The organism is Elusimicrobiota bacterium, from assembly GCA_041660925.1.
GTDB lineage: Bacteria > Elusimicrobiota > Elusimicrobia > UBA1565 > UBA1565 > JBAZUV01.
On the sequence record JBAZVI010000003.1, the window covers coordinates 141,846 to 166,384 of the forward strand.

29 protein-coding genes and 1 pseudogene are annotated in these 24,539 nt (G+C 70.7%); 20 read left to right on the top strand and 10 right to left on the bottom strand.

What is annotated here, in order from left to right; all coding sequences use genetic code 11:
* Positions 1-129 precede the first annotated feature (129 nt).
* Positions 130-1,233 (top strand): hypothetical protein, encoded by a 1,104-nt coding sequence (locus tag WC969_05670; GenBank protein MFA6029320.1) that lies wholly within the window; start codon positions 130-132, stop codon positions 1,231-1,233.
* Positions 1,234-1,256: 23 nt separating this feature from the next.
* Positions 1,257-2,189, top strand: coding sequence for a PorV/PorQ family protein (locus WC969_05675; protein MFA6029321.1), 933 nt, complete (start codon positions 1,257-1,259; stop codon positions 2,187-2,189).
* A 246-nt stretch (positions 2,190-2,435) separates the two neighbouring features.
* Here WC969_05675 and WC969_05680 read toward each other — a convergent pair whose 3' ends face one another.
* Positions 2,436-3,986: an inositol monophosphatase family protein gene (locus WC969_05680; protein ID MFA6029322.1), complete on the bottom strand. Its 1,551-nt coding sequence runs from the start codon at positions 3,984-3,986 to the stop codon at positions 2,436-2,438.
* Positions 3,987-4,042: 56 nt separating this feature from the next.
* On the opposite strand from WC969_05680, the gene WC969_05685 reads away from it, so the two are divergent.
* From WC969_05685 to WC969_05740, 12 genes and pseudogenes are all read left to right on the top strand, one after another.
* Entirely contained in the window at positions 4,043-4,600 is a 558-nt protein-coding gene (locus WC969_05685; protein ID MFA6029323.1) for a PTS sugar transporter subunit IIA, read from the top strand.
* A gap of 7 nt (positions 4,601-4,607) precedes the next feature.
* Entirely contained in the window at positions 4,608-5,120 is a 513-nt protein-coding gene (gene def / locus WC969_05690) for a peptide deformylase (protein ID MFA6029324.1), read from the top strand.
* Complete coding sequence (gene fmt, locus WC969_05695) at positions 5,117-6,058, top strand: methionyl-tRNA formyltransferase (protein MFA6029325.1); 942 nt, start codon at positions 5,117-5,119, stop codon at positions 6,056-6,058. Before def ends, fmt begins: the two co-directional genes overlap by 4 nt.
* A gap of 47 nt (positions 6,059-6,105) precedes the next feature.
* The gene (locus tag WC969_05700) at positions 6,106-7,008 is read left to right on the top strand and encodes a PASTA domain-containing protein (protein ID MFA6029326.1); all 903 of its coding nucleotides are present in this window, start codon (positions 6,106-6,108) and stop codon (positions 7,006-7,008) included.
* Positions 7,005-7,700 carry a ribulose-phosphate 3-epimerase gene (locus tag WC969_05705; GenBank protein MFA6029327.1) on the top strand — a complete coding sequence of 232 codons (696 nt, stop codon included), beginning with the start codon at positions 7,005-7,007 and terminating at the stop codon, positions 7,698-7,700. Before WC969_05700 ends, WC969_05705 begins: the two co-directional genes overlap by 4 nt.
* Before the next feature lie 36 nt (positions 7,701-7,736).
* Positions 7,737-8,000 (top strand): 30S ribosomal protein S16, encoded by a 264-nt coding sequence (gene rpsP / locus WC969_05710; protein MFA6029328.1) that lies wholly within the window; start codon positions 7,737-7,739, stop codon positions 7,998-8,000.
* Complete coding sequence (locus tag WC969_05715; protein ID MFA6029329.1) at positions 7,997-8,224, top strand: KH domain-containing protein; 228 nt, start codon at positions 7,997-7,999, stop codon at positions 8,222-8,224. Before rpsP ends, WC969_05715 begins: the two co-directional genes overlap by 4 nt.
* Positions 8,225-8,226: 2 nt before the next feature.
* Entirely contained in the window at positions 8,227-8,958 is a 732-nt protein-coding gene (gene trmD / locus WC969_05720; GenBank protein ID MFA6029330.1) for a tRNA (guanosine(37)-N1)-methyltransferase TrmD, read from the top strand.
* A gap of 35 nt (positions 8,959-8,993) precedes the next feature.
* Positions 8,994-9,320: pseudogene (gene rplS / locus WC969_05725) on the top strand (50S ribosomal protein L19).
* 101 nt (positions 9,321-9,421) lie between these two features.
* A complete protein-coding gene (locus WC969_05730) occupies positions 9,422-10,066 on the top strand; it encodes a ribonuclease HII (GenBank protein ID MFA6029331.1) in 645 nt (214 codons plus the stop codon).
* Entirely contained in the window at positions 10,063-10,425 is a 363-nt protein-coding gene (locus tag WC969_05735; protein MFA6029332.1) for a YraN family protein, read from the top strand. Before WC969_05730 ends, WC969_05735 begins: the two co-directional genes overlap by 4 nt.
* Positions 10,422-10,970 carry a hypothetical protein gene (locus WC969_05740; GenBank protein ID MFA6029333.1) on the top strand — a complete coding sequence of 183 codons (549 nt, stop codon included), beginning with the start codon at positions 10,422-10,424 and terminating at the stop codon, positions 10,968-10,970. The genes WC969_05735 and WC969_05740 overlap by 4 nt, the downstream gene beginning before the upstream one ends.
* A 22-nt stretch (positions 10,971-10,992) precedes the next feature.
* On the opposite strand, the gene WC969_05745 is transcribed toward WC969_05740, so the two are convergent.
* Positions 10,993-11,829 (bottom strand): PAS domain-containing protein, encoded by an 837-nt coding sequence (locus WC969_05745; protein ID MFA6029334.1) that lies wholly within the window; start codon positions 11,827-11,829, stop codon positions 10,993-10,995.
* A 49-nt stretch (positions 11,830-11,878) separates the two neighbouring features.
* Here WC969_05745 and WC969_05750 point away from each other — a divergent pair, with 49 nt between their 5' ends.
* Entirely contained in the window at positions 11,879-12,832 is a 954-nt protein-coding gene (locus WC969_05750) for a glucokinase (GenBank protein MFA6029335.1), read from the top strand.
* 7 nt (positions 12,833-12,839) lie between these two features.
* Here the strand turns inward: WC969_05750 and WC969_05755 are convergent, their stop codons facing one another.
* Genes WC969_05755 through WC969_05775 form a run of 5 tightly spaced genes read right to left on the bottom strand, consistent with a single transcriptional unit; the run spans position 12,840 to position 16,795 of the window.
* A complete protein-coding gene (locus WC969_05755; protein MFA6029336.1) occupies positions 12,840-13,754 on the bottom strand; it encodes an N-acetylmuramoyl-L-alanine amidase-like domain-containing protein in 915 nt (304 codons plus the stop codon).
* A complete protein-coding gene (locus WC969_05760) occupies positions 13,751-14,416 on the bottom strand; it encodes a glycosyltransferase family 2 protein (protein ID MFA6029337.1) in 666 nt (221 codons plus the stop codon). Before WC969_05760 ends, WC969_05755 begins: the two co-directional genes overlap by 4 nt.
* Positions 14,413-15,024 carry an outer membrane beta-barrel protein gene (locus WC969_05765; protein ID MFA6029338.1) on the bottom strand — a complete coding sequence of 204 codons (612 nt, stop codon included), beginning with the start codon at positions 15,022-15,024 and terminating at the stop codon, positions 14,413-14,415. The genes WC969_05760 and WC969_05765 overlap by 4 nt, the downstream gene beginning before the upstream one ends.
* Positions 15,021-15,959 carry a transketolase C-terminal domain-containing protein gene (locus tag WC969_05770; GenBank protein MFA6029339.1) on the bottom strand — a complete coding sequence of 313 codons (939 nt, stop codon included), beginning with the start codon at positions 15,957-15,959 and terminating at the stop codon, positions 15,021-15,023. Before WC969_05770 ends, WC969_05765 begins: the two co-directional genes overlap by 4 nt.
* Entirely contained in the window at positions 15,956-16,795 is an 840-nt protein-coding gene (locus WC969_05775; GenBank protein ID MFA6029340.1) for a transketolase, read from the bottom strand. The genes WC969_05770 and WC969_05775 overlap by 4 nt, the downstream gene beginning before the upstream one ends.
* 95 nt (positions 16,796-16,890) lie before the next feature.
* Here WC969_05775 and WC969_05780 point away from each other — a divergent pair, with 95 nt between their 5' ends.
* The 4 genes from WC969_05780 to WC969_05795 all read left to right on the top strand — a co-directional run bounded on the left by WC969_05780 (position 16,891) and on the right by WC969_05795 (position 21,455).
* A complete protein-coding gene (locus WC969_05780) occupies positions 16,891-17,745 on the top strand; it encodes a purine-nucleoside phosphorylase (GenBank protein MFA6029341.1) in 855 nt (284 codons plus the stop codon).
* A gap of 10 nt (positions 17,746-17,755) precedes the next feature.
* Positions 17,756-19,066 (top strand): thymidine phosphorylase, encoded by a 1,311-nt coding sequence (locus WC969_05785; GenBank protein ID MFA6029342.1) that lies wholly within the window; start codon positions 17,756-17,758, stop codon positions 19,064-19,066.
* A gap of 8 nt (positions 19,067-19,074) precedes the next feature.
* Positions 19,075-19,698 (top strand): uracil phosphoribosyltransferase, encoded by a 624-nt coding sequence (gene upp, locus WC969_05790; GenBank protein ID MFA6029343.1) that lies wholly within the window; start codon positions 19,075-19,077, stop codon positions 19,696-19,698.
* A gap of 62 nt (positions 19,699-19,760) precedes the next feature.
* Positions 19,761-21,455 carry a serine/threonine-protein kinase gene (locus WC969_05795; GenBank protein ID MFA6029344.1) on the top strand — a complete coding sequence of 565 codons (1,695 nt, stop codon included), beginning with the start codon at positions 19,761-19,763 and terminating at the stop codon, positions 21,453-21,455.
* Here the strand turns inward: WC969_05795 and WC969_05800 are convergent.
* The gene (locus tag WC969_05800; protein ID MFA6029345.1) at positions 21,450-22,976 is read right to left on the bottom strand and encodes a carboxypeptidase M32; all 1,527 of its coding nucleotides are present in this window, start codon (positions 22,974-22,976) and stop codon (positions 21,450-21,452) included. The two genes, WC969_05795 and WC969_05800, sit on opposite strands and share 6 nt — an antisense overlap.
* A gap of 63 nt (positions 22,977-23,039) precedes the next feature.
* Here WC969_05800 and WC969_05805 point away from each other — a divergent pair, with 63 nt between their 5' ends.
* Positions 23,040-23,435, top strand: coding sequence for a secondary thiamine-phosphate synthase enzyme YjbQ (locus tag WC969_05805; protein ID MFA6029346.1), 396 nt, complete (start codon positions 23,040-23,042; stop codon positions 23,433-23,435).
* A 50-nt stretch (positions 23,436-23,485) separates the two neighbouring features.
* Here the strand turns inward: WC969_05805 and WC969_05810 are convergent, their stop codons facing one another.
* Entirely contained in the window at positions 23,486-23,662 is a 177-nt protein-coding gene (locus WC969_05810; protein MFA6029347.1) for a hypothetical protein, read from the bottom strand.
* Positions 23,663-23,799: 137 nt separating this feature from the next.
* Entirely contained in the window at positions 23,800-24,504 is a 705-nt protein-coding gene (locus WC969_05815) for a Crp/Fnr family transcriptional regulator (protein ID MFA6029348.1), read from the bottom strand.
* Between the last annotated feature and the right edge of the window lie 35 nt (positions 24,505-24,539).

Here is a 24,539-nt window from a genome sequence, read left to right on the forward strand (position 1 = left end):
TCCCTTTGAGTCTTCTGGCGGTCCGCGACCGTCCGACGCGCTTCATTCTCCTCCTCCGCCGTGTGTCGGCGAGAGTATATGGTACGCAGTATTGACAGGAGTCGAAAAATTGCTATAACTTCCCCCGACATGAGCGCGCTTCTCACCGATGTATGGGCGTTGTCGTATGTCGCAGGCCTGCTTCTGGGCCTCGTCGCGTTCGTCTTCGTCTTCAAGCATTACCGCGCCGCCGCCGAGGACGAGGCGCCGCTCGACGAACCCCTCAGCACTCCGGCGCCGGAGAAAGCTTCGCCGAGCGAGCCGGTCCCCGTCGTCTCGCTGAAGGACGCTTTGCAGAAGCTCCCGGCCGTCGAGACGAAGGCCGCCCCTGCGCCGACGCCTCTGTCCGAGACGACGCTGGGAAAGATGGAGATCAAGAGCTCGACCGGCTCCGTGAGTCCCGCGGTCGTCTACCTGCAGAACCTCAAGACGCAGATGGAGCATTTCGAGAAGGAGATCCAGGCGCTCCAGGGCGAGCTCACCGGCTTCGTGCAGCGCCATGACAACCAGTTCGACGCGCTGCTTTCCCGCCTCGGGGACCTCCAGCAGGACCTTCATCAGCAGGTGAGCGCGCACGTCGACGCCGCGGCGATGCAGCCTGTTCCCGCCCCGACCTCTCGGCAGAGCTCGGGGCCGGTCCCGAGCGTCGTCGAGGGACCGAAGCCGCAGTCCGTTCCGAAGCCTGCTCCGAAGCCGGTCGCGAAGCCGCAGCCCGCGCCCGTCGTGAAGTCGGAGCTCCCTTCGGCGGGCCAGAGCGCCGAAGGTCCGTCGCGGAAGGAAGACGAACAGCGCGACGGACACGCCGCACCCCCGAGCGCGTCAGGGACGGCGCGAGAGGAGAAGGGCCAGCGCGCCGCCGCGCCGAAGCCGGAGCCCTCCGCACCCGTCGTGAAGGCGGAGCTCGCGCCGGCGCCCCAGGCGAACGCTCCGGTCCCGGCCGAGGAGACTCTTCCCGGACGCCGCGGCGAGCCGGTGCGCATCCCGCTCCCGGCGGGCGCCAAGTCCGTGCCGGTGGAATCGATACCCCTCCCCGCGCAAGAGAAGAAAGCCGAGGAGACGGAAGCTCCCAGGCCCGCGCCGGCTCCGACCGAGCCTTCCCCCGTTCCCGCCGACTTGCGCGCCGACGAGACTCTGGTCCTCAAGCCGAGCGGCGAGATGGAGCCGAAGAAGCGAGGCCCGGTCTGGCCCGTCTAGCTCGTATTCTCCCCCTCGTCGCGCTGTTCTTCGCCGCCCCCGCGCGGGCGAAGCTTTTCCCCGACGGCCCCTTCTCCGGGAAAGCGGCGGGCACGACGGGCGCGGCGTTCCTTCGGCTGCCGGCGGGGGCGCGCGCGCTGGCTCTCGGCGGCTCGGGGGTCGCCGCGGTCCGCGATTCCGAATCCATGTTCTGGAACCCGGCCGGGCTCGCCGTGCTCGAGGAGCACGGACTCTCCGACGTCAGCGCGGCCTACAACATGCTGCTCGAGACGTCCTACGCGGGCTCAATCGCCTACGGGCGCCCCCTGGGGGGAGGACGCGGCGCCCTCGGAGCCTCCCTGGTCTACTTCTCCCAGTCGGCCCTGCAGGGCTACGACGCGAAGGGCGATCCGACCTCCTCCTTCACGCCGAGCGACCTCGCGTTCGGGCTGGGCTACGGCCGCGTCGTCGGGCCGGTGAGGGCGGGCGCGGGGCTCAAGTTCATCCGCTCCGAGCTCGCCGGCGCGAGCGGGACCACCTTCGCCGTGGACCTCGGCGTCCAGGCCGAGCGCGTCACCGAGATGGGGGAGGGGCCGCTCGACGTCGGGGCCTCGCTCGTCAACCTCGGCCCGCCGCTCAAGCTCGGCGGCGCCTCCGATCCCCTCCCCTTCAAGGTCCAGCTGGGGACGCTGTGGCACATCAACCCGCGCCTCAACGGCATGCTCGACGGGCACCTGCCCGTCGACGACGACCCGTACGCCAGCTTCGGTCTCGAATTCCGCCAGGTTTTCGCGGAGGACTTCCGCGCGTCCCTGCGCGGGGGCTACAACGTCCGCAACGAGCGCGGCGTCGACGGCCTTGCGGGGATGTCGGCCGGGTTCGGAGTGGAACTGCTGCGCGGCCGCATCGACTACGCCTGGGTCCCTTTCGGGGACCTGGGGATGACGCACCGCATCACCCTCGGATTCAAGTTCTGATCTATTAGCGTCTCTTTTCCCTATTTCCTCTCCCCACGGGAGAGGGTCGGGAGAGGGGCGATCTCTGCGGCGTTCTCTCCCCACGGGCGTCCGCATTCCGTGTAGCGGACCTGGCGCTATCAGCGCCGGGGCGCCAGCGAGGGTCGGGAGAGGGGCGATCCTTGTTGGGGTACCCCCCTCACCCTGCCCTCCCCCCTGGGGGGAGGCAGTGAGGAAAGGTCGTTCCTCAAAACTTCGAGAACACCCTCATAGAAGAGGCCGCATCACGCGCAGCATCTGCGCGTGGATGCGGCCGTTGCTGGCGAGGGTCTGCCGGCCGAAGGACTCCGGTTCGTTCCAGGGGAGACCGTCGAAGGCGGTGACCTTCCCCCCGGCCTCCTGCACGAGCAGCGCGCCGGCCGCCACGTCCCAGGGGTTCAGGGAGAACTCCCAGTAGCCGTCCACCCTTCCCGCCGCCGTCCAGGCGAGGTCGAGCGCGGCCGATCCCGAGCGGCGCACGTCGTGGCAGCGCTTCATGAACGCGCTGTAGAACCGCAGGAGATAGTCGGCGCGCCGGGCCCGGTCGTAGGCGAAGCCGGTGAGCAGGAGAGAGTCCTCGACGCGCCCCGCGGCGCTCACGCGCAGCGGGCGTCCGTTGAGCGTCGCCCCGCGGCCGAGCTCGGCGAAGAAGAGCTCCCCGCGGCTCGGGTCGTAGACCCCTCCCATGAACGGGCGGCCCCGGCGGAGGAGTCCGATGGAGACGCAGAAGGCGGGGAAGCCGTGGGCGTAGTTCGTGGTGCCGTCGAGCGGGTCGATGACCCAGGTGAAATCGGACGCGGTCGTGCGCGGGGCGCGCTCCTCGGTCAGGAAGGAGTGGTCCGGGAAGCGGGCGAGCACGATGTCGAGGACGCGCTGCTCGCTCGCGTGGTCGGCCTCGGTGACGAGGTTCGCGCGGCCCTTGTAGCGGATGTGCACCTTCCCGAAGCGCGCGCGCAGGACGGCGCCCCCCGCACGAAGCGCCTCATGGAGCGTGCGGCGCAGGAGCGCACGGGGGACGGCTTCCCGGCGGGCGACGGCGCCGGCGAGTTCCTCGGCGCCTCGCCGCCCGGCCTCGGCCGCGGGCTCGATTCCGCGCCGGCGCAGGGCGGCCGACGTCGTCGGGCCGATGGAGGCCGCGCGCGCGGCGGCGAGGAAGCCCCGAGCGGCCGGCGCGCCCAGCGCGGAGAAGAAGGCCTCGACCGCCGAGGGCGAGGCGAAAACGGTCCAATCGGGGGTCTCCCCGCGCCGCGTCAGCGCGCGCAGGGCCCGGAGTCCTTCCGGGTCCGGGACCGTGCGGTAGGCCGGGGCGACGACGAGCCGGGCGCCGGCCCGGCGCAGCGCGCGCGGAAGCTCTTCTCGTCCCTCGAGCGCCCGCGGCAGGAGGATCCTCGCGCCGCGGACCTTCCCCATCCGGCGGGCGAGCGCACGCGCCTCATGCCTCTCGGGGACGGCGGCGGCGTTCCAACCCCGCTCCCGGAGGGCGGCGGCGGTGGCCGGGCCCACGGCGTAGAGGCGCCGGGGCGGCCGGGGCCGCAGGCCGAGGGTGCGGGCGCGGCCGAAGAAGGCCGAGACGGCGCTGGCGCTCGCGAAGACGACGGCGTCGAAGTCCGGGAGCTCCCGCAGGGCTCGGTCGAGCGCGGACCAGCTCGGCGGCGGGACGGTCCGGATCAGCGGCGCGTGCACGACTCGCGCGCCTTTGCGCGCGAGCGCGCGCGTGAGTCCTTCGGCGCGGGCCTTCGGGCGGGTCAAGAGGACGGTCTTTCCCCTGAGAGGGAGCATCCCTCCCATTCTAGTCTTTTCCCCCCTATTTTGGTATCATGAAAAGACCAAATTAAATGACTTTAGGCTGGTTTCGCAAGAAGGACGGCAAGGCCGCAGCGTCGTCCAACTCCTCCCCGAGCCCGTCCCCCGCTCCCGCAGCCCTAAACAGCAGCGTGCGCATCGGACAGCTTTTGACCGAAGATCTCATCCTCCGCCTGCCGGCCGGCAAGACCAAGGAGCAGCTCATCAAGGTCCTCATCGAGCGCCTTTGCCGCATCCGCAAGCTGGGCGACCCCGGCCGCTTTTACGCCAAGGTCATCGAGCGCGAGCAGGGCATGAGCACGACCCTCGACACGGGGATGGCGATCCCGCACGCCCGCATGGACGGGCTGGACTCCATCGTCGCCGTCCTGGGGCTGCTCCCGCAGGGCCTGCCCGACCCGAAGCAGCCCGATTACATCATCCGGGCGATGTGCATCTTCTTCTCCCCGAACCGGCAGGAGGTCTTCACCCAGCACCTCCACCTCCTGCGCGGCGTCTCCGCGCTCTTCCAGCCCGCCCTCCTCGACGAGGTCTCCGCCCTGGAGTCCCCCGCCGAGGTCCTCCGGGTCCTCGCCTCCCGAGAGCAGTAAGGGCTTCATGATCCTCCGCATCACCAAGCACGGCGAGCCCGTCCTCAAGGGCCGCGCCGAACCCGCGGACTATGAGCTCCTTCGCAAGGACCTCCCGGCCCTGCTCCGGGACATGTGGGCGACCATGTACGCGGCCAGGGGCGTCGGCCTCGCCGCGCCGCAGGTCGGGCTGCCGCTGCGGCTCGCGGTCATCGACGTGAAGACCGCCGAGGGCAAGCCGGACCGGCTCGTCCTCATCAATCCCGAGGTCGTCGCGCGGGAAGGCGCGGTCGTCGAGGAGGAGGGCTGCCTCTCCGTCCCCGGCGTCTATGCGCGGGTCCGCCGCCACTCGCGCGTGCGCGTGCGCGCCTTCGACGAGAAGGGCCGCGTCTGGGAGCGCACCGGGACCGGTCTGCTCGCACGCGCCTTCGAGCACGAGGTCGACCATCTCGACGGCAAGCTCTTTCTCGACCGCCTGGACCTCGTGCAGCGCCTGAAGGTCGCCGGGCTCCTCCGGGACCTGAAGAAGAACTGGAAATGAGGCTGCTCTTCCTCGGTTCGCCGCAGGAGGCCGTTCCCTTCCTCGAGGCCTGCGCCCGCGCGCATGAGGTCGTCGCGGTGCTCACCCAGCCCGACCGCCCCTCCGGGCGCGGCCTGCGCCCGACCCCCCCGCCCGTCAAGGACGCCGCGCTGCGCCTGGGCCTGCGCGTCCTCCAGCCGGCGCGGCCCTCCGAAGCCGCCGACGAACTGAAGGCGCTCGGGGCGGACATGGCGGTCGTCGTCGCCTACGGGCGGATCCTTTCCGCGAAGACCCTCGCGGCGACGCGGCACGGCTTCCTCAACGTACACTTCTCCCTGCTCCCGCGCTGGCGCGGCGCCGCGCCGGTCGCCTGGGCGCTCATGGAGGGCGACGCCCGCACGGGGGTCACCCTGTTCTGGATCGACGAGGGGCTCGACACCGGCCCCGTCCAGCGCATGGCCGAGGAGGACGTGCGGCCGGAGGACGACGCGCGGACCCTGATGTCCCGGCTCGTGTCGCTCGGGGTGCGGGAGCTCGAGGGGGCCCTCGCGGACGTCGCGCTCGGCCGCGTCCGGCGCGAGCCGCAGACGGGGGCGCAGACCCGCGCGCCCAAGCTCGGCCCCGAGCACGCGCGCCTCGATTTCTCCCTCGACGCGTCCGTCTTCCACAACCGCGTGAGGGCCCTCGCCGGAGGCCCGCGGCCGTTCCTGCGGCTGGCGACCCCGCGCGGTCCGCTGCGCGCCGCCGTCCTGAGCACCTTCCCGGGCGAGGCGGAGGTCGGCGGCGACCCCGGCTCGGTCGCGCGCGTTGAACGCGCGCGAGGGGTTTTAGTAGAATGCCGCCTCGGCAGCGTCTGGCTCCGCGAAGTCCAACCCGAAGGGAAGAAGCCGATGTCCGCGGCGGATTTCCTCAACGGTTTGCGCACGGGGCCGGGCGACCGACTGGAGATCATCCCCTGAAGGATTTCAAGCCGACGGTCGTCGAACTCGTCCTCGCCGCTCTCGCGGTGCTCGTCGTCTCCGTCTTCGCGCTGCGATGGGGCCTCGAAGGGGCCGTGCACAACCGCAAGGTCCAGGTCGTCCCCGACCTGCGCGGGAAGTCGCTGGCCGGGGCGATGAGCATGCTCGCCCCGCTCGACCTTCCGCTGCTCAAGGAAAGCGAGGAGTTCAACGGCGCCGTCCCCATCGGCTCCATCCTGCGTCAGCGCCCGCCGGCCGGCACGAAGGTGCGCGAGGGCAAGACGGTCCGCGTCGTCGTCAGTCAGGGAGGAGAGACCGTCTTCACCCCCTCCCTCATCGGGCTCCCGCTGCGCAACGCCGAGATGCTCCTTCGCCAGGGCCAGCTCGCCCTTGGAGAGATGACGGAGTCGTACTCGCTGCGCTTCGAGAAGGGGCTCGTGCTCTCCCAGGACCCCAAGGCCGAGTCGAGCGTCGAGAAGAACACGCTCGTCAACGTCGTGGTCTCCGCCGGGCAGCCGCCCGAGAGCATCGTGCTCATGCCCGACTTCCTGCGCAAGAACTCCGCGGAAGCGGAGCCCTGGGCCTCCAGGCACGGCGTCGCGCTCGAGCTCGTCAAAGACTCGAACTCGCTCTTCCCCTACGGCACGGTGCTCGACCAGCAGCCGCAGCCCGACGCGGTCGTCTCCGAGTCCGCGCGGGTGCGCCTGACCATCAGCTCCCGCCCCGGAGCGCGCACGGAGGCGCGCTCCTCGGATTTCGTCTATCAGGTGCCGCAGGGCTCCTCCGAGAGCCTCGTGCGCATCGTCCTCGTCGACCAGCACGGCGAGCGCGAGCTCTTCAACGGCCTGCGCGCGCCGGGCTCCCGCGTCGAGCTTCCCCTGCCCTCCGCCGGGCGCGCCCGCGTCAAGATCTTCCTCAACGGCATCCTCGTCGAGGAGCGCGACCTTTGAAGGCGCGGCGCCCCCTTCCCGACGGCCAGGTGCGCGTCGTCCCCTCGCTGCTCGCCGCCGACCCCGGCGCGCTGCGCGCCTCGCTCTCGCGCGTCGCCTCGGCCGGCTGGTGCTCGCTCGACGTCATGGACGGCCGCTTCGTGCCGAACCTGAGCTACGGCCCCGACGTCCTGCGCGCCCTCGACGGCTGCGGCGCGCGCATCGACGCGCATCTCATGGTCGAGGACCCCGAGACCTACGGCCCCGTCTTCGCGAAGGCCGGGGCCGACTGGGTCGTCTTCCACGCCGAGACCTGCCCGAAGCCGGTCCCCCTTCTCCGCCGCCTGCGCCGCATGGGCGTCGGCGCGGGCCTCGCGCTCAAGCCCCGCACCCCCGCCTCCGCCGTCCTGCCCTGGCTCGACGAGCTCGACCTCGTCCTGGTCATGACGGTCGAGCCGGGCTTCGGCGGACAGTCGTTCATGGAGCGCATGCTGCCCAAGATCCGCGCCCTGCGCTCCGCCATCGATCGGTCCGGACGGAAGGTCTGGCTGCAGACCGACGGGGGCATCGGGCCGAAGACCGCCCCGCTCGCCGCCGGCGCCGGCTCCGACAGCCTGGTCTCCGGGACCGGCGTGTTCGGCGCGGCGGACCCGCTCGCGGCGCTGCGCACCATGCGCCGGGCGGCGCAGGAAGCTTTTAATCGGCGGGGATAGAATTCCCCGCGCGAAACAGGAGGACGCACCATGGCCGTGAGCATCAGGCTGCAGAGGATCGGGAAGCCGCACCAGAGCTACTACCGTCTGGTCGCCATCGAGAAGACGCGCGGACCGCACGGGAAGCCGCTCGAAGTGCTCGGTTCCTATAACCCCCGCGGCGAGAAGATGAAGGACAAGCTGCAGGTCAAGACGGAGCGCGTGGACCATTGGAAGAAGAACGGCGCTCAGCCCACCGAGACCGTCGCGTCCCTGCTGAAGGCGTACGCGAAGCAGGAGAAGGCCGGGGCGAAGGCATGAAGGAGCTCGCGCTCTACATCGCGAAGCAGATCGTCGACCAGCCGGACAAGGTCGAGGTCACGGCGAGCGAAGAGGGCGGCGTGACGCGCCTGATGCTTCGCGTGGCCGAGGAAGACAAGGGCAAGATCATCGGCAAGCAGGGCAAGGTCATCAAAGCCATCCGCGCGGTCGTCGGCGTCGCCGCCGCGAAGGCCGAGAAGTCCGTCGTCGTCGACGTGGAGTAGCCGTGGTCCGAGCGCGCGCTCGGGCCCCGGGGCCTTTGCGCATCGACTTCGTCACGCTCTTCCCCCGGATGTTCGAGGGGCCGCTCTCCGAGAGCATCCTCCGGCGGGCGGCCGAGCGCGGCCTCGTCGAGTTCGCCTTCACCGATCCTCGGGAGTTCTCCGAGGACCGCCACCATACGGTCGACGACCGGCCCTACGGCGGCGGCGCGGGGATGGTGATGATGGCCGAGCCGCTCTACCGCGCGTTGAAGAAGGTCCGCAAGAGGGGTTCCAAGGTCGTCCTGCTCTCGGCGCAGGGCGCGCGCTACGACCAGCGTACGGCCGAGCGCCTCTCCCGGGAGAAGCACCTCGTCCTGGTCTGCGGGCACTATGAAGGGGTCGACGAGCGCATCCTCGAGCATGTGGACCTCGAGCTCTCGGTCGGGGACTACGTTCTCACGGGAGGCGAGATCCCCGCGATGGTCGTCGCGGATTCGGTGACCCGCCTCATCCCCGGGGTCCTGAAGAAGCCGGACGCTTCGGCACGCGAGTCTTTCTCGACGGGGCTCCTCGATTACCCTCAGTACACCCGCCCGAGCGTCTGGCGGGGCCGGAAGGTCCCCGAGATCCTCCTCGGAGGCGACCACGCGAAGATCGAGGCGTGGCGGCTCGAGGCGGCGCTCGCGGCGACGAAGAGGAAGCGTCCGGACCTCCTGGCCGCCGCGGGGGTTGGCAAACGCCGCCGGAAAAGCTAGAATAAATCGTTCATCTCATCGTGTGAGGACGTGACATGGCATCTATCAAGATCCCCCAGCCGGAAAAACGACAGCTCCCCGCGTTCCGCGCGGGCGACACGCTCAAGGTGCACCTGAAGGTCACCGAAGGCGACAGCGAGCGCACCCAGGTCTTCGAGGGCACGGTCATCAAGCGCCGCGGCGTCGGCGTGGGCGAGACCTTCACCGTGCGCAAGATCTCCTTCGGCGTGGGCGTCGAGCGAACCTTCCCCGTCTACTCCCCGCGCGTGCAGAAGATCGAGGTCGTCCGCACCGGCAAGGCCCGGCGCGCGCGCCTCTTCTACCTCCGCGGGCTCGCCGGCAAGGCCGCCCGCCTGAGCGAGGATAACCGCGAGATCGAGGTCATGGCGGACGAGCCCGCCGCGGCCGCTCCCGCGGCCGAGAAGCCGGCCCCGGCCGCCAAGACCGAGGCCCCCAAGGCCTGATCCGTATCCCCCACACCGTGGGCCAGAGCCCGCTCGGAACCTTCGACAAGGAACTCCGCAGCGGGCTCGGCTTTTCCGCCCTGCTCGGAGTCGACGAGGCCGGGCGCGGCCCTCTCGCCGGGCCCGTGGTCGCCGCCGCCGTTCTTCTGCCGCCCGGGCTCGAGGGGTTCGAGGGCGTGCGCGACTCCAAGACCCTCACCCCCCGCCGCCGCGACGAGCTCTTCTCCGTGATCCGCGCGCGCGCCGCCGCGGTCGGCGTCGGCTGGGCGCTGCGCGAGGAGATCGACCGGCTCAACGTGCTCAACGCGACTCTGCTCGCCATGCGCCGCGCGGTCGAGCGCGCGCGCCCCGGCCCCGGGACCCTCGTCGTCGTCGACGGCAACCGCCGGGTCCCGGGCCTACGCCGGCCGCAGAGGGTCGTCGTCGACGGCGACGCTCTTTCGCTCTGCGTCGCCGCGGCGAGCGTCGTCGCGAAGGTCGTCCGGGACCGCTGGATGCGGGTGCTCGACCGGCGTCATCCCGGCTACGGCTTCCTCCGGCACAAGGGCTACGGGACGCCGGCGCACCTTTCGGCCCTGCGCCGGCTCGGCCCCTCGCCGGAGCATCGGCGCAGCTTCTCCCCTGTTGCGGAGGTCCTCGCATGAACGGCCGGAAATCCCTCGGAGCCCGCGGCGAGGAGCTCGCGGTCGAACACCTGAAGGCGAAGGGGCTGCGCATCCTGCAGCGCGGCTACCGTTCCCCCTTCGGCGAGGCCGACATCGTCGCTCGCGACGGCGAGGACGTCGTCTTCGTCGAGGTGAAGACGCGCGCCGGCGCGTCGCATGGCCCGGCCGAGGAGGCCGTAGGACCGGCCAAGCAGGAGCGTCTGGGACGCATCGCGCAGGCCTGGCTCGAAGAACGCGGGCTCGCGGACGCGCGCGTGCGCTTCGACGTGGTCGCTGTGCAGGACGGCGAGGTGCGCCATCATCGCGACGCCTTCCGTGCGGAGGGCTGGACGCGATGAAGTGTCCGGCCTGCGGTTTCGAGACGCCCGACGCTCAGGGCTGGTGCGACTTCTGCAAGGAACCGTTCCGGCGGACGCAGAAGGACGCTCCTGCGTCCGCCGAACCTGCTCACGCCGCGCCGCCCGCTCCCGTCGTCCCGGCGCCCGCGCCGGCGAAGTCTCCGGCGATCGTCCCTTCGGCTCCGGCCGCGGTTCCGGCAAGCCCTGCGGGTTCCGCTTCGACGGAACCCGCACCGAAGCTGACGCCCGAGCAGGCCTTCGAGCTCCTGCGGCTCGACCCCGGGGAGCGCATCCCCCCCGTCTCGCCCGCCTTGCGCTACGCGGCGTACGGCTTCCTGCTCGTCTGCCTGCTCTGGGCGGCCGCGATGACGATGATCCTGATGAACCGGGCCCAGCGCATGCAGACGGCGCCTCCTCCGGCCGAGGCGTCCGCGGAGGTGCCCGTCCCTGCGTCGGACGTAGGTGCCGGCGAAGCCGGCACGAACGCCGCAGGGACGACGCGAGAGGCGGACGGCTCGCGCGTCGACCCCGCGATGACGCGCTGACCGGGGCTCTCCCGGTCGGATCCTAAGACGGCTTCTTTCGGGAGGAGCGGCCCGCGCTCTTGCGTGCGGCCGAGCCTTCGCGCGTGAGGCGCGCGATCTCGTCTTCGGCGTTGCGGTGGGCGGTGATGTCGATGACGTAGCCGTGGAAGCGTGCGATGCCTCCTCCGTCGTCGCGCTTCACGACGGAGAACTGCCGCACCCAGCGATAGATCCCGTCGGCGTGGCGCAGACGGTATTCCTGCTCGTAGGACGGGAGTCCGTCGGCGCAGAAGCGTGCGACCTCGTCCTTCACGCGCGGCAGGTCCTCGGGGTGCACGAGGTCCATGTAGCGGATCCTCCCGCTGAGGAGGTCTCCGACCTCGTAGCCGAGCGCCTCCCGGACGTTCGGCGAGGCGTACTCGACCGGCCAGCCGTTCTCCGCTCCCCAAGCGAGGACGACGGTCGGCCCGCCGGTGAAGAGCTCCCGCTCCGCGAGGAGCGCCTCCGCGACGAGCTTGTGGACGGTGATGTCCCGGATGAGGGTGACGACGCCTGCGCGGCCGTCGGGCAGGACGAGCGGGGTCTTCTTCGTCTCGGTGTGGATGCGCCGGCTGCCGAGGACGTTCAGCTCCTCGGTGATGAGCGTCTCCTTCCCCTCCAGCACCCGGCGGTACTCCTCGCGCACGCATGGGCCGAGGAAGGGGAACGCCTCCTCCAGGGTCATCCCGACGATGTCGGCGGTGAGCCCCAGCTCGGCGTTGAGCTGGCGGAAGGCCTTGTTCATGACGAGGATGCGGAAGTCGGCGTCCATCACGTGGAGGGGGTCGGGGAGCGTGTCGATGAGGACCTGAAAGTCCGGGTGTTCGAAGAGCGGCTGCATGAAGGGAGTCTAGCATAGCCGGACTCCGTGGTATCATAGGCGCGGAGCCATGATCCTCGTCTCGGACCTCGGAGGCACCCACGCGCGCCTCGCCCTCTTCGAAGGAGGGCTCCTGCGCGCCGACAAGACCTATCCGACCCGTTCTCATTCGGACTTCGGAGCGGTCGTGCGCCTGTTCCTGCGCGAGCACCCCGCGAGCGTCGAGTCCGCCTGCTTCGGCGTGCCGGGTCCCGTCTGCGGCGAGCGCGTCGTCCTTCCCAACCTCCCATGGGTCATCGAGCGCGCCGAGCTCGTCGAGGCCGCCGGGACCGGACGCGTGCGTCTGGCCAACGACCTGGAGTGCGCCGCGCGCGGTCTCCCCCTCCTGAGTTTGGAGAAGACCGCCGCGCTCCGTCCCGCGTCCGGCCCGGAGCGCGGGATCCGCGCCGTGGTCGCGGCGGGCACCGGTCTCGGGGAGGCCGTCCTCGTCCCCGCCGGCGCCGGCTGGCGGGCGCTGGCCAGCGAGGGCGGGCACACGGACTTCGGGCCGCTCGATGAACTCCAGGCGGAGTTCCTCCGCTGGATGTGGAGGGAGCATCCGCGCCCGACCTACGAGCTCGTGCTCTCCGGCCCCGGGCTGACCCGCATCGCCCGCTTCCTGCGCGAGCGCGGCGGCGAGGCCGCGGATCCCGCCCTCGACGCCCATGACGCCGGCTCCGCCGTCATCGAGCTGGGGATGAGCGGGCGCAGCGCGCTCTGCCGGCATGCGCTGGAGCTCTTCGCGGCCGTCTACGTCGCCGAGGCGGCGAACGTCGCCGTGCAGTACCTCGCGTCGGGCGGGGTCTTCCTGTGGGGCGGCATCGCCCCGCGCATCCTCCCCCTGCTCCGGAAGGTCGTCGACGACGGAGCATTCACGGCCAAGGTGAAGATGCGGGGCTTCCTCGAAGGGGTGCCGCTGCGCGTCGTCCTCGACGAACGGCTGGGGCTGCTCGGCGCCGCGGCGCTCGCCTCCGAGCAGGAGTAGCCCTTCCTCAGGGAGCGCGGACCTCGGCGAGGTTGATCCCGAGGACGCGCCAGGACGAGCCCTTGAGGCGGGCGAAGTACTCCGGCGCCGGAACGTCCTCGACGGCCTTCCCGAACGCGGCGTGCCGTACGACCTTCCCTTGCGGGCCGTCCATGATGAAGAACTGGTGAGTGACGAGCGTGGGCTTGTCCGGCCGGCCCTCGCGTACGAGGCTCGCCACGGTCCCCGACGGGATGGCGGGCAGGAGCTCTTCGAGGACCTCGACCGGCAGATAGGGCAGCGCGGTCTTCTCGTCGGGCATCTCCTCTCCGCGCGCGCGCAGGCGGCTCAGTCGCGCGCGATGCGCGGCCGGCGGCTCGGCGTCGAAACCCTTGAGGTCCTTCTCGGTCTTCCCGCGGTACCAGGCGCGCTTGGAGAGGACCTTGGTCGCGACGCGGACGCGTTCGCCCGCGACGGCTCCCGTGACGTCCGCGAGGAAGCCGGCGGCCCTCAGGTTGGGCAGCCAGTCCGTCTCGGGGAAGTGGTTGCGCGTCTCGTAGCTCACGATCCCGTCGCGGTAGCGGATGCGGCGGAGGAGGTCGAGGCCCTCCGCGTAGCTCCCGGCCAGCGCGAAGGCCATCGTCTCCTCGACGAAGGTCGTGCAGTCGAGCGCGGAGAAGCTGACGAGCGGGCCGCGGTCGAACTCCCCCTGCGGACCCTCTCCGAGCGGGCCGAGCACGTAGGGCGTGCCCAGGAAGCGCCGGCTGACGAGGGCCAGGCGGTCGGCGAGCTCCGCGGGCTTCGCGAGGTCGTCGTTCATGAGCGCCGCGACCTGCTCCGACGAGCCGAGCGCATGGAAGCTCACGGGGCGGCCGGCGTCGTCGGCGCCGAGCGCGGGCGCGGACAGGGCGAGCGTCAGAAGCGCGGCGGGAAGCGTTCTCATCGTCCCTCCTTCAGCAGTCGCAGCACGAGCAGGATGAAGCGTCCGGTGTCCCGCAGAGGGCGGATGCGGCTGCGCCGCCCCTCGAGGTAGACCGTGCGCACCGGCACGAAGGCCAGGCGCGCCCCGGCGCGCGCCGCGCGCACGAGGGCTTCGCTCTCGGCGGCGAACCCTCCGCTGCGGGGGCGGATGCGCGGCCAGAGCGCGAGGCGCACGAGCCGGTAGCCGCACTGGGTGTCGCCGAGCGGGCGGCCCGCGATGCGGGAGAGCAGCCAGCTCTGAAAACGGTTGGTCATGCGGCGCACGAAGGGCATGCGCTCATCGAAGCTCCGGCAGCCGACCACGAGGTCGGCGCCGTCCCGGAGCGCGGCGAGGAAGAGCGGGAGCTCGGCGGGGTCGTGCTGGCCGTCCGCGTCGAGGAAGACGACGGCCTCGCAGCCCTCGGAGGCGGCCCGCTCGGCGCCGCTCTCGATCGCGCGGCCTTTTCCGAGGTTGCGCTCGTGGCGGAGCACCTCCGCGCCCGCGGCGCGGGCGCGCGCGGCGGTCGCGTCGGTGGAGCCGTCGTCGACGACGCAGACGCTCAGGCCCGCGCGGCGGCAGCCGGCCACCACGGCGGGCAAGGCGGCTTCTTCGTTGTAGGCGGGGATGACGCAGGCCGTCTTCATTCGAAGTTGAACCACATCGCGAGGCCGAGCTGGCCGGTGATCGCGTCGAAGTCCCCGTGCGTGCTCTTCGGGCGCTTGTAGCCGTTCCAGCGGGTCTCGAAGAACATGCTGAGCCCGCGCATCACGAAGAACTCGAGCCCGCCGCCCGCGGAGAACGCGGGACCGGTCGTCTTCTCGGAGAGGGAGGGCGCCGTCGAGCGGAGCGGCGGCGTGGACTTGAGGCTGAAGCTGTTGAAGCCGATCCCCCCCAGCATGTACGGGGTCCAGCTCGTCTCGCGCAGGAGGTTGAGGCGCAGCACGGTCTGGAAGGCGATCGCGCTGGTCTGGTACGCGGTGCCGTCGGGGGCCGTCATCTTGCCGTACATGTTCATCCCGAGGTCGGCGCCGACGGCGATCCAGTCGCTCGTGTAGTAGCGGTACTGGAACCCGATCGCGGGCCCGCGCTTGGCCTTGCTCGAGAAGCCGCCGCTCTCCATCGGGTTGGCGACCCCGAGGGCCATCCCTCCCGAGTGCATCCCCTTGTCGAAGACCGGGAGGTAGGGCGGCGGAGCCTGCGCGTGCAGCGCGGCGGGCAGGAGCAGCGCCGCCAGGAGCGCGGCGGCTCTCACAGGTTGCGGATGCAGGCCTCGGCGATGTGCGCGGCGGAAAGCCCGTGCTTCTCGTAGAGCTCCTCGCTCAGGCCCGACTCGCCGAAAGAGCGCACGCCGAGGCGGACGACCGGGACCCCGCCGACGCGCGAGGCGGCCTCGCAGAGCGCTCCGCCGAGCCCGCCGTTCTCGTTGTGGTCCTCGACGCTCACCAGGCGCTGGCTGTCGGCGCAGGCCTTCGCGACGGCCTCGGCGTCGAAGGGCGCGAGGCTCGCGCAGTTGAGGACGCGCACGGCGAAGCCGCGGCTCTCGAGGCCGCGCGCCGCTTCCACCGCCTCTCCGACGGTCCCGCCGCTGGCGAAGACCGTCGCCTGCAGCTTCGGCGAGCGCTTCGCGGGCTCGAAGACGGCGTCGGCCCGGCCGGGCTGGAAGCGGTAGTCGGCCGCGTGCACGTCGGGCACTTTCTGCCGCGTCAGGCGCAGGTAGACCGGGCCGTCGTGGGCGAGCATCCACTCCACGGCCTGGCGCGTCTCGAGGTCGTCGGCCGGCTGGAGCACCGTCATCCCGGGCAGGGCGCGCATGGCGGCGATGTCCTCGAGGGCCATCTGCGAGGCCCCGTCGTCGCCGATGCCGATGCCGGCGTGCGTGCCGACGAGCTTGACGTTGGTCTTCATGTAGGCCACCGAGATGCGGATGCTCTCGAGGCGGCCGGTCAAAAAGCAGGCGAAGCTCGTGACCACCGGGACCTTCCCGCAGAGGGCGAGGCCGGCGGCGGCGCCGATCATGTTGCTCTCGGCGATGCCGAACTCGAAGTGCCGCTCCGGGAAGCGCTTCGCGAAGGGCAGCGACATCGTGGACTTCGCGAGGTCGGCGTCGAGGACGACGATGCGCGGGTCCTTCGCCCCGAGCTCGGCGAGCGCTTCGCCGAACGACTGACGCGTGGCCTTGGCGGTCATGACTTCCCTCCCTCGAGCTCCCGCAGGGCGCGGGCGGCTTCCTCCGCCGTGGGCGCCTTTCCGTGCCAGTCGATGCCGCCCTCCATGAAGGAGACCCCCTTGCCTTTCACGGTCTTCGCGAGCACCGCGACCGGGCGGCCCTTGCTGCCCGGCGCCTGGAGGGCCGGGAGCAGGGCTTTGAAATCGTGCCCGTCGACCTCGCGGGCCTCCCATCGGAAGGCGCGGAACTTCTCGGCCAGGGGTTCGATGTCCATGACCTCGCGGGTCGGCCCGTCGATCTGCCCGCCGTTCATGTCCACGACGGCCGTGAGGTTCTCGAGCGCGAACTTGGGCGCGGCCATGGCCGCCTCCCAGACCTGACCTTCCTGCATCTCTCCGTCGCCGAGCACGCAGAAGACCCGGCGCTCCGAGCGGTCCATGCGCGCGGCGAGCGCCATCCCCAGCGCGATGGAGAGCCCCTGTCCGAGGGAGCCGGTCGAGGCCTCGATGCCGGCCAGGCGCAGGCGGTCCGGATGTCCCTGCAGGGGGCTGCCGAGGACGCGGAGGGTGTCGAGCTGCTGGCGCGGGAAGTAGCCGCAGCGCGCCATGACGGCGTAGAGCGCGGGGCAGGCGTGGCCCTTCGAAAGGACGAGGCGGTCGCGCTCGGGCCAGAGCGGCTCGGCCGGCCGGTGGCGCAGGACCTTCAGGTAGAGGGCGGCCAGGATGTCGATGGCGGAGAGAGAGCCGCCGGGGTGCCCGGAGCCCGCCTTGGCGATCATGCGGATGATGTCGGAGCGCAGCTCGCGGGAGGCGCTCCGCAGTTCGACGTCGGCGTCGGATATCCGTGTCTCGGTCATGAGGGAATCCTACAAAATATCGCGAGCGCTCCGGCTGGCGCGCGCTCTCCGGGAATGGTGTATAATCAGCGAAACTCAACGCGAGGCATCCCGCCATGCAGAAGACCCGAAACGACTACCTTCGCCGCATCTCCGAGGCCGTCGAGTACCTCCGGCCGCGCCTGCCGCTGAAGCCCGAGGTCGGCATCATCCTCGGCAGCGGCCTCTCCGGCGCCGTGCCGAAGCTCGACAAGGAGACCGTCGTCTCCTACGCGGACATCCCGTGCTTCCCCGAACCCACCGTGAGCGGGCACGCCGGCCGCCTCGTCCTCGGTTCCGTCGGCGCGGCGAAGCCGCTCGGCGTCGCCGTGATGCAGGGCCGCTTCCACTACTACGAAGGGCATCCGATGGACGCCATCACCCTCCCCGTGCGCGTGCTGCGCGAGCTGGGGATCAAGAAGATCATCATCACGGCCGCCGTGGGCTCGCTGAAGCTCAAGATCCGCCCGGGCCACCTCGTCTTCCTCAACGACCACATCAATCTGATGGGCGCCAATCCTCTGCGGGGGTTCCACACCAGCGAGTTCGGGGAGATGTTCCCGGACCTCGCCAGCGCCTACCCGCCCTATCTGCGCAAGCAGGCGCTGAAGGTCTGCAAGCGCCTCGACATCCCCGCCTGGGAGGGCGTCTACACGGCCGTCGCGGGCCCCTCCTACGAGACTCCCGCCGAGATCCGCGCCTTCGCGAAGCTCGGCGGGGACATGGTCGGGATGTCCGTGGTCCCCGAGGTCATCACCGCGAAGCAGATGGGCGTCGAGATCCTCGCGTTCGGCTGGATCTCGAACATGGCCGCGGGCCTGACGAAGGAGAACCTGAGCCACCCCGACGTGCTCGCGCTCGGCAAGCGCATGGCGGTCGACATCCGCCGCTTCCTCGAGGCGATGCTCGCCGACGTCCACGCGTCCCGCTGAGGAGCCCCCCATGAGAATGATCGACCTCATCGCGAAGAAGCGCGACGGCGGGATCCACGCGCCCGAGGAGCTCGCCTTCATCGCGAAAGCCGCCGCCGACGGCCTCGCCCCCGATTACCAGCTCTCGGCCTGGCTCATGGCCGTGCGGCTCAACGGCATGAACCGCGAGGAGACCGTGGCTTTCACGCGCGCCATGGCCGCCTCCGGCAGCCGCGTGAACCTGCGCTCGATGCGCGCGGCCAAGGTGGACAAGCACTCGACCGGCGGCGTGGGAGACGGCATCTCCATCGCGCTGGCCCCCCTCCTGGCCGCCGCGGGCCTCGCGGTGCCCATGATGTCCGGCCGCGGGCTCGGGCACACGGGCGGTACGCTCGACAAGCTCGAGGCGATCAAGGGCTTCCAGGTGCGCATCCCCATCCCCCAGGTCGAGCGCATCATCAGGAAGATCGGCGTCTGCATGTTCGGCCAGAGCGGGGACCTCGCCCCCTCCGACCGCAAGCTCTACGCGCTGCGCGACGCGACGGCCACCGTCGAGTCCCGCCCGCTCATCGTCGCGAGCATCCTCTCGAAGAAGCTGGCCGAGGACCTCGACGGGCTCATCCTCGACGTGAAGTGCGGCTCGGGCGCCTTCTTCCGCGAGGCCAAGGACGCGATCGCGCTCGCCGAGGACCTCGTGCGCACGGCGCGCGGCTCGGGACTGCGCTGCGTCGCGCTGCTCACCGACATGGAGCAGCCGCTCGGCCTCGCCGTGGGCAACGCGGTCGAGGTCCGCCAGGCCGTGGAGATCCTCAGGGGCGACTTCCGCGCCGCCGACTACGCCGAGGTCCTCCTCGCGCTGGGCGGCTGGATGATGGTCCTCGGGCGCCGGGCGAAGGACGCCCGCGAGGGCGCCGGCCGCCTCGAGGCGCTCATCCGTTCCGGCGCGGCGCTCGAGCGCTTCAAGGAGATGGTGAAGGCCCAGCACGGCGATCCCCGCGTCGCCGACGATCCCGAGCGCTTCCTGCCCGTCGCGAAGCTGCGCAAGGACGTGAAGGCTCCCGCCGACGGCTGGATCACCCACCTCGACGCCCGGCTCGTGGGGCGGGCGGCCGTCGCCCTCGGCGCGGGCCGCGACCGGCAGGAGGACAAGATCGACTTCGGCGCCGGCTTCCTGCTCAAGCGGAAGGTCGGCGAACAGGTCCGCAAGGGCGAGACCGTCGCCGAGGTCTACGCCTCCGACGCCCGCCGTCTCCAGGAGGGGTGGACGATGTACGCCGACGCCCTCTCGGTCGGGCGCATGAAGCCGCGCGCGCGGCCGGCCATCCTGCGCGTGCTCGACTGAGGTCCCCCATGAGACAGCTCACGGTCTGCGAACATCCGGTCCTGCAGGACGCGCTCGCGCAGCTGCGCGACAGGAACACCCGCCCCAAGGACTTCCGCGACCTCATGGAGACCGCGGGCGCCATCCTCGGGCTCGAGGCCCTCAAGGGCGTCAAGACCGGGATCGAGCAGGTGCACACGCCGCTGAAGGCCATGCATGCGCGCCGGGTCGCCCAGCCGGTCTCCTTCGTGTTCATCCTGCGCGCGGGGCAGGGGCTCTACGGCGGACTTCACCGCCTCTACCCCCAGGCGCGCATCGGGCACATCGGCCTTTACCGCAACGAGGAGACGCTCAACCCCGTGCGCTACTACGTGCGGCTGCCCGTGGACCTGCCCCGCTCCCTCGTGCTCCTCTTCGACCCCATGCTGGCCACCGGCGGTTCGGCCGCCGAAGGCATACGCATCCTGAAGACGGACGGGGCCAAGGAGATCCGGCTCATCACGCTGCTGGCGGCCAAGACGGGCGTACGCCGCGTCCACCGCGAGCATCCCGACGTCCACATCTTCACGGCCGCCGTGGACCCGGTGCTCAACAAGCACGGCTACATCGTGCCCGGCCTGGGCGATGCGGGAGACCGGCTCTATACGCTCTAGAAGCCATCCAGAAACCCCGTTGCGCCTGCAAACGCGGCTTTCGGTCTCGATGCCCTGAATCGATGGAGAGGTGTTTCCTGAGGGAGATCCCGCCGGATCGGGCCGGGCAGTGGTTCCTTGCCGGGGTGCGAGGCCGGAGAGCCGCGCTCGGCGCGCTGCTCGCCCTTCTCCTCCTCGCCGTCCTCCCGTGCCTGCGCGCCGCCTCGAGCGACCGCGACTGGAAGCGCCGCGCGCAGGATGTGCGCGCCCAGCTGAGTCCTGACGAGGACCGCCGCTTCATGCTCGTCCTCAGGAGCGCGCCGCCCCAGCGCATCGTCCCCCCGCTGGTCCGGCTGACCGAGCGTATCCTCATGCTCCGCGAGCTGCGCGATAACTACAGGTCCTCCATGCCGCGCGCGCAGTATGAGCGTCAGCGGGAGGACGTCTGCAGGGACATCGACGGGATCCTCCGCGGGACCGACGAGGACCTTCTCCCGCGCCTGGTTTCGCCGATGATGGGGATGCTCGAGGACGCCGGCTACCCCATCCGCGAGCGACTGCCCCGACCGGGGTCGGGTCCCGAAGGCGAACCCGGGCCGGGTGTCGTCATGGACCTCAAGTCGTCTCCCGCGGCGGCGAATTTCGAACGCGCCGAGTACGCGCCCCGACCGCCGCGAGAACTCCTTTCGCAGCCCATCCTCTCCGCCGCGGCCGTCCCTCAGCCCTCCGTGGCCGTCGACCGCGAGCCGGAGCGCCGCCCCGGGAAGCCCGGGCCTCCCGGCGGCCTCCCCCTCCTGTTGGGCGTCCTCGCGCTCCCGTTCGTCGCTCTCTTCCTCCTGAGGAAGCGCCTCGCGGCCTGGGTCGTGCGGCAGGGCCTCGTCGAGGCCGGGACCCCGCCCCCCGGGACGCCGGCCGCCCCGGTCGCCCCGGCGCCCGCGCTCGACTCCTCGGCCGGGACCGGGACGCCGCCCCGCATACCGACCGGCTACCGCATCATCCGACGCATCGGCGCGGGCGGCATGGGCGAGGTCTACGAGGCCGAGGACCTCTCGCTCGAGCGGCGCGTGGCCGTCAAGCGCATGCGCGGGGAGATCTCGCAGGACCCGCGCGAGGTCCAGCGCTTCCTTGCGGAGGCGCGGACCGTCGCGAAGCTCAGGCACCCCGGCATCATCGAGATCTACGCCGTCGTCGAGCGCGAGGGCGAGGTCTATCTGGTCTTCGAGTACATCGACGGGATGACGCTCGAGCATGCGCTCGTGAAGCGCGAGCGTCTCACCCTCGCGCAGGTCCGCGCCTTCCTGCGCCAGGTCTGCGCGGCGCTCTCCTACGCGCACGAGCACGGCATCGTGCACCGCGACCTCAAGCCGGCGAACATCATGCTCACCCGCGAGAGCGTCGTGAAGGTCATGGACTTCGGGATCGCGCGCGTCGGGAAGGACGCCCTGCACCGGCTCTCGATGACGAACACCGTCGCCGGGACGCCGCCCTACATGGCGCCCGAGGCGGAGACGGGGGTCGTGCGGCGGGAGTCGGATCTCTTCTCTCTGGCGGTCTGCCTCTACGAGCTGCTGACCGGGGAGCGGCCTTACGCGGGCACGGGCGCGGGGATGCTCTTCAACAAGATGAACGCCCTCTACGAGCCGCCGACGCGCCGGGTCCCCGGGCTGCCGCCGGGGTTGGACGCCTTCTTCATCGCCGCCCTGAACCCCGACCCTGAGAAGCGTCCGCACACCGCGGCCGAGTTCCTCGCCGCTTTCGAGTCGGCGGCCGGCTTATAAGGGCGTTGCGGCGCCGATCCCCAGCGCGTAGATCTCCCCGTATTTCGCGTTCAGGTAGCGCAGGTAGGGCGCGGCCTCGATGTCCCGGCCGGCGGCCTTCTTCACGAGCTCGGGCGCGGTGAACTTCCGACCGTGGCGGTGGACGTTCTCCTTGAGCCAGCCGCGGAGCTTCGCGAAGTCCCCCCGCTCCATGTCGACGGGGATGGACGGGTGCGCCTTCAGCGCCGCCTCCCAGAGCTGCAGGGAGATGAGGTTCCCGAGCGCGTAGGTCGGGAAGTAGCCCAGCAGGCCCGCCGACCAGTGGACGTCCTGGAGCACGCCGCGCCGGTCGTCGGGCGGGACGACGCCGAGGTAGGCCTTCGTCTTCGCGTTCCAGGCCTCGGGCAGCTCGCGGACCTTCGTCTTTCCGCGCAGGAGCTCCTGCTCGAGCTCGAAGCGCACGAGCACGTGCAGGCCGTAGGTCAGCTCGTCGGACTCCGTGCGGATGAAGGAGGGCTCCGCGCGGTTGACGGCGCGGTAGAAGGTCTCCGGCTCGACGCCCGCGAAATGCGGGAAGAGCTCGCGCAGGCGCGGGTAGAAGCGCTTCCAGAAGGGCCGGCTGCGGCCGACGACGTTCTCCCAGAGCCGCGACTGGGACTCGTGGACGCCCATCGTCGCTCCCGAGCACAGCGGCGTGCGCTTGAGCTCCGGGGCGACGTTCTGCTCGTACATCCCGTGCCCGGCCTCGTGCAGGGTGCTGAAGAGCGCGCCGGCGAAGTCTCCCTCGTCGTAGCGCGTGGTGATGCGCACGTCGTCGGGAGAGAAGTTCGTGGTGAAGGGGTGCGTGGACGCGTCCTGGCGCCCGCGCGTGAAGTCGAAGCCCATGGCCCCGGCGATCTCCTCTCCGAAGAGGCGCTGCTTGGCGGTCTCGAAGCGCCCCTTCAGCGGGGCGGAGCTCACCGCGTCCCGCTTCTCCGTCACGGCCTTCACGAGCGGGACGAGACCGGCTTTCATGTCCGTGAAGAGGCGGTTGAGGTCGGAGGTCTTCATCCCGGGCTCGAACTCCCCGAGCCAGGCGTCGTAGGGGTCCTCGAAGGAGCCGAGCGCGTCGGCGTACCGGCGTTTGAGCTCGACCATCTTCTCGAGCGCGGGGGCGAACTTCGCGAAGTCGTTCTCCTTGCGCGCGGCGGCCCAGATCTCCTGGGCGAGGGAGGCGTGGCGGGCGGTCTCCTCGACGAGCGCGGCGGGGACGCGGCTCTTGCGGGCGTATTCGCGTTCGGTCCAGCGCACGAGGGAGGCTTCGTCGGAGTCGTAGTCGCGGGAGAGCGGGGTCTTCGCGAGGGCGGCGCTGAGGCGTCCGACCTCCGGATCGACGAAGCGCTCGTGGGCCAGGCGCGTGAGCGTGCCGGTCTGCTCGCCGCGCGCCTCGATGCCTCCGGGGGGCATGCAGACCTGCTGGTCCCATTCGAGCAGGGCCGAGGCCATCTGGAGGTCGACGACCTCCTGCAGGCGTTCCTTCAGAGTCCGGTACTTCGGGTCCATGGCGGCCTCCCGTGCGCGTCCGTCCGTCGGAGTGGTATCATAGCCGAAATGGAGGGCGCCCGCATGAAGGAGCTATCCGTCCGAACGACGAAGCGCGCGGAGTTCGTGGACATCACCGCCGAGGTCCGCGGCTGCCTGCGGGAATGCAAGGCGAAGTCGGGCCTCATGGTCGTCTTCGTCCCGCACACGACGGCCGGCGTCACGATAAACGAGAACGCGGACCCCGACGTCGTCTCCGACATGACGGGCTTCATGTCCTCGCTCGTTGCTCCCAGCGAGGACTTCCGCCACGGGGAAGGGAACTCCGATGCCCACATCAAGTCGTCTCTGTTCTCCCCCTCCCTCACCCTCATCGTGGAGGACGGAGAACTCAAGCTCGGCACCTGGCAGGGAGTGTTCTTCGCCGAGTTCGACGGCCCCCGCAGCCGCAAGGTCTGGCTGAAGTTCATCGCCGGCTGAAAAAGAAGAACCCCCTTTCGGGGGTTCCGCTCCGAGCACCGTCTAAGACGTTAAGCCGTCTTGGGCCCGCAGGTGTTGGGCCACTGGCACGGCTTCACAGCGGCCAGGGTGAAGGCCTGGCGCTTGGGTCCGCAGGTGTTCGGGAATAGGCAGGGCTTCACGGCGGCCGTCGTGGACGGCGCCGTCAGCGCCGGGCTCATCGAGAGGATCAGGAGAAGCTGAAGCATGTTTGGTCCGGAGGACCTATCCTCCGTATGGGTCCATTGTACCAGCGAGGGCCCAGAAAACGGGATGACCGCGGACAAACAAAACAATTGACCGCGGACATTGACCGCGGTCAATCTTTTCCGGGCTCCGGGAAGCTCTAGGAGTCCTGGCCGGCGAGGCTGCGGAGCTTCTCGAGGTCGATGACGGCGATGTCCTTGCCGTCGCGGCGGATGTAGCCCTTGGTCTCGAAGTCCTTGAGCAGGCGGACGGTGGTCTCGATGGTGAGTCCGGACATCTCGGCGATGTCCTTGCGCTTGAGCGCGGAGACCACGGGGTTCTTCGGCGGAGGGATGGGGATGTGCCGCACGAGCGTCCCCGCGAGGCGGGAGCGGGCGGGTTTGAAGGCGATGTCGCGGGCGCGGGCCTCTCCGCGGCGCACGTCCTTGGCCATCTCGTGGAGGATGGCGATGGCCGCCTGCGGGTGGTGGTCGAGGAAGCGGCGGACCGTCTCCTCGTCGACCATCGAGACCACCGACTCGGTCACGGACTCGGCGTTGTCGGCGTAGGGCCAGCCGGCGAACATCGAGATGTGGCCCAGCAGGTCCCCGGGGTGCTCGAAGCGGAGCAGGAGCTGCTGGCCGGTGCGGCTGGCTTTGTAGATCTTCACCTTGCCGGTGCAGACCACGTAGACGCCCGTCGGCTTCTCCCCCTCGTAGAAGATGGTCTCGCCGGGGCGGAAGCGGTTGGCGATGCGCATCTCCTTCCACTCCTTGCGCGAGGCCTTATCGATGAGGTCGTAGAGGCAGGTCTTGCGGAAAGGACAGAGTTCGCAGTTGGGGGCGTCCCGTTTGGAAAATCCCATGGCTACATTCTACCAAAAGAACGCGCTGAAACCCA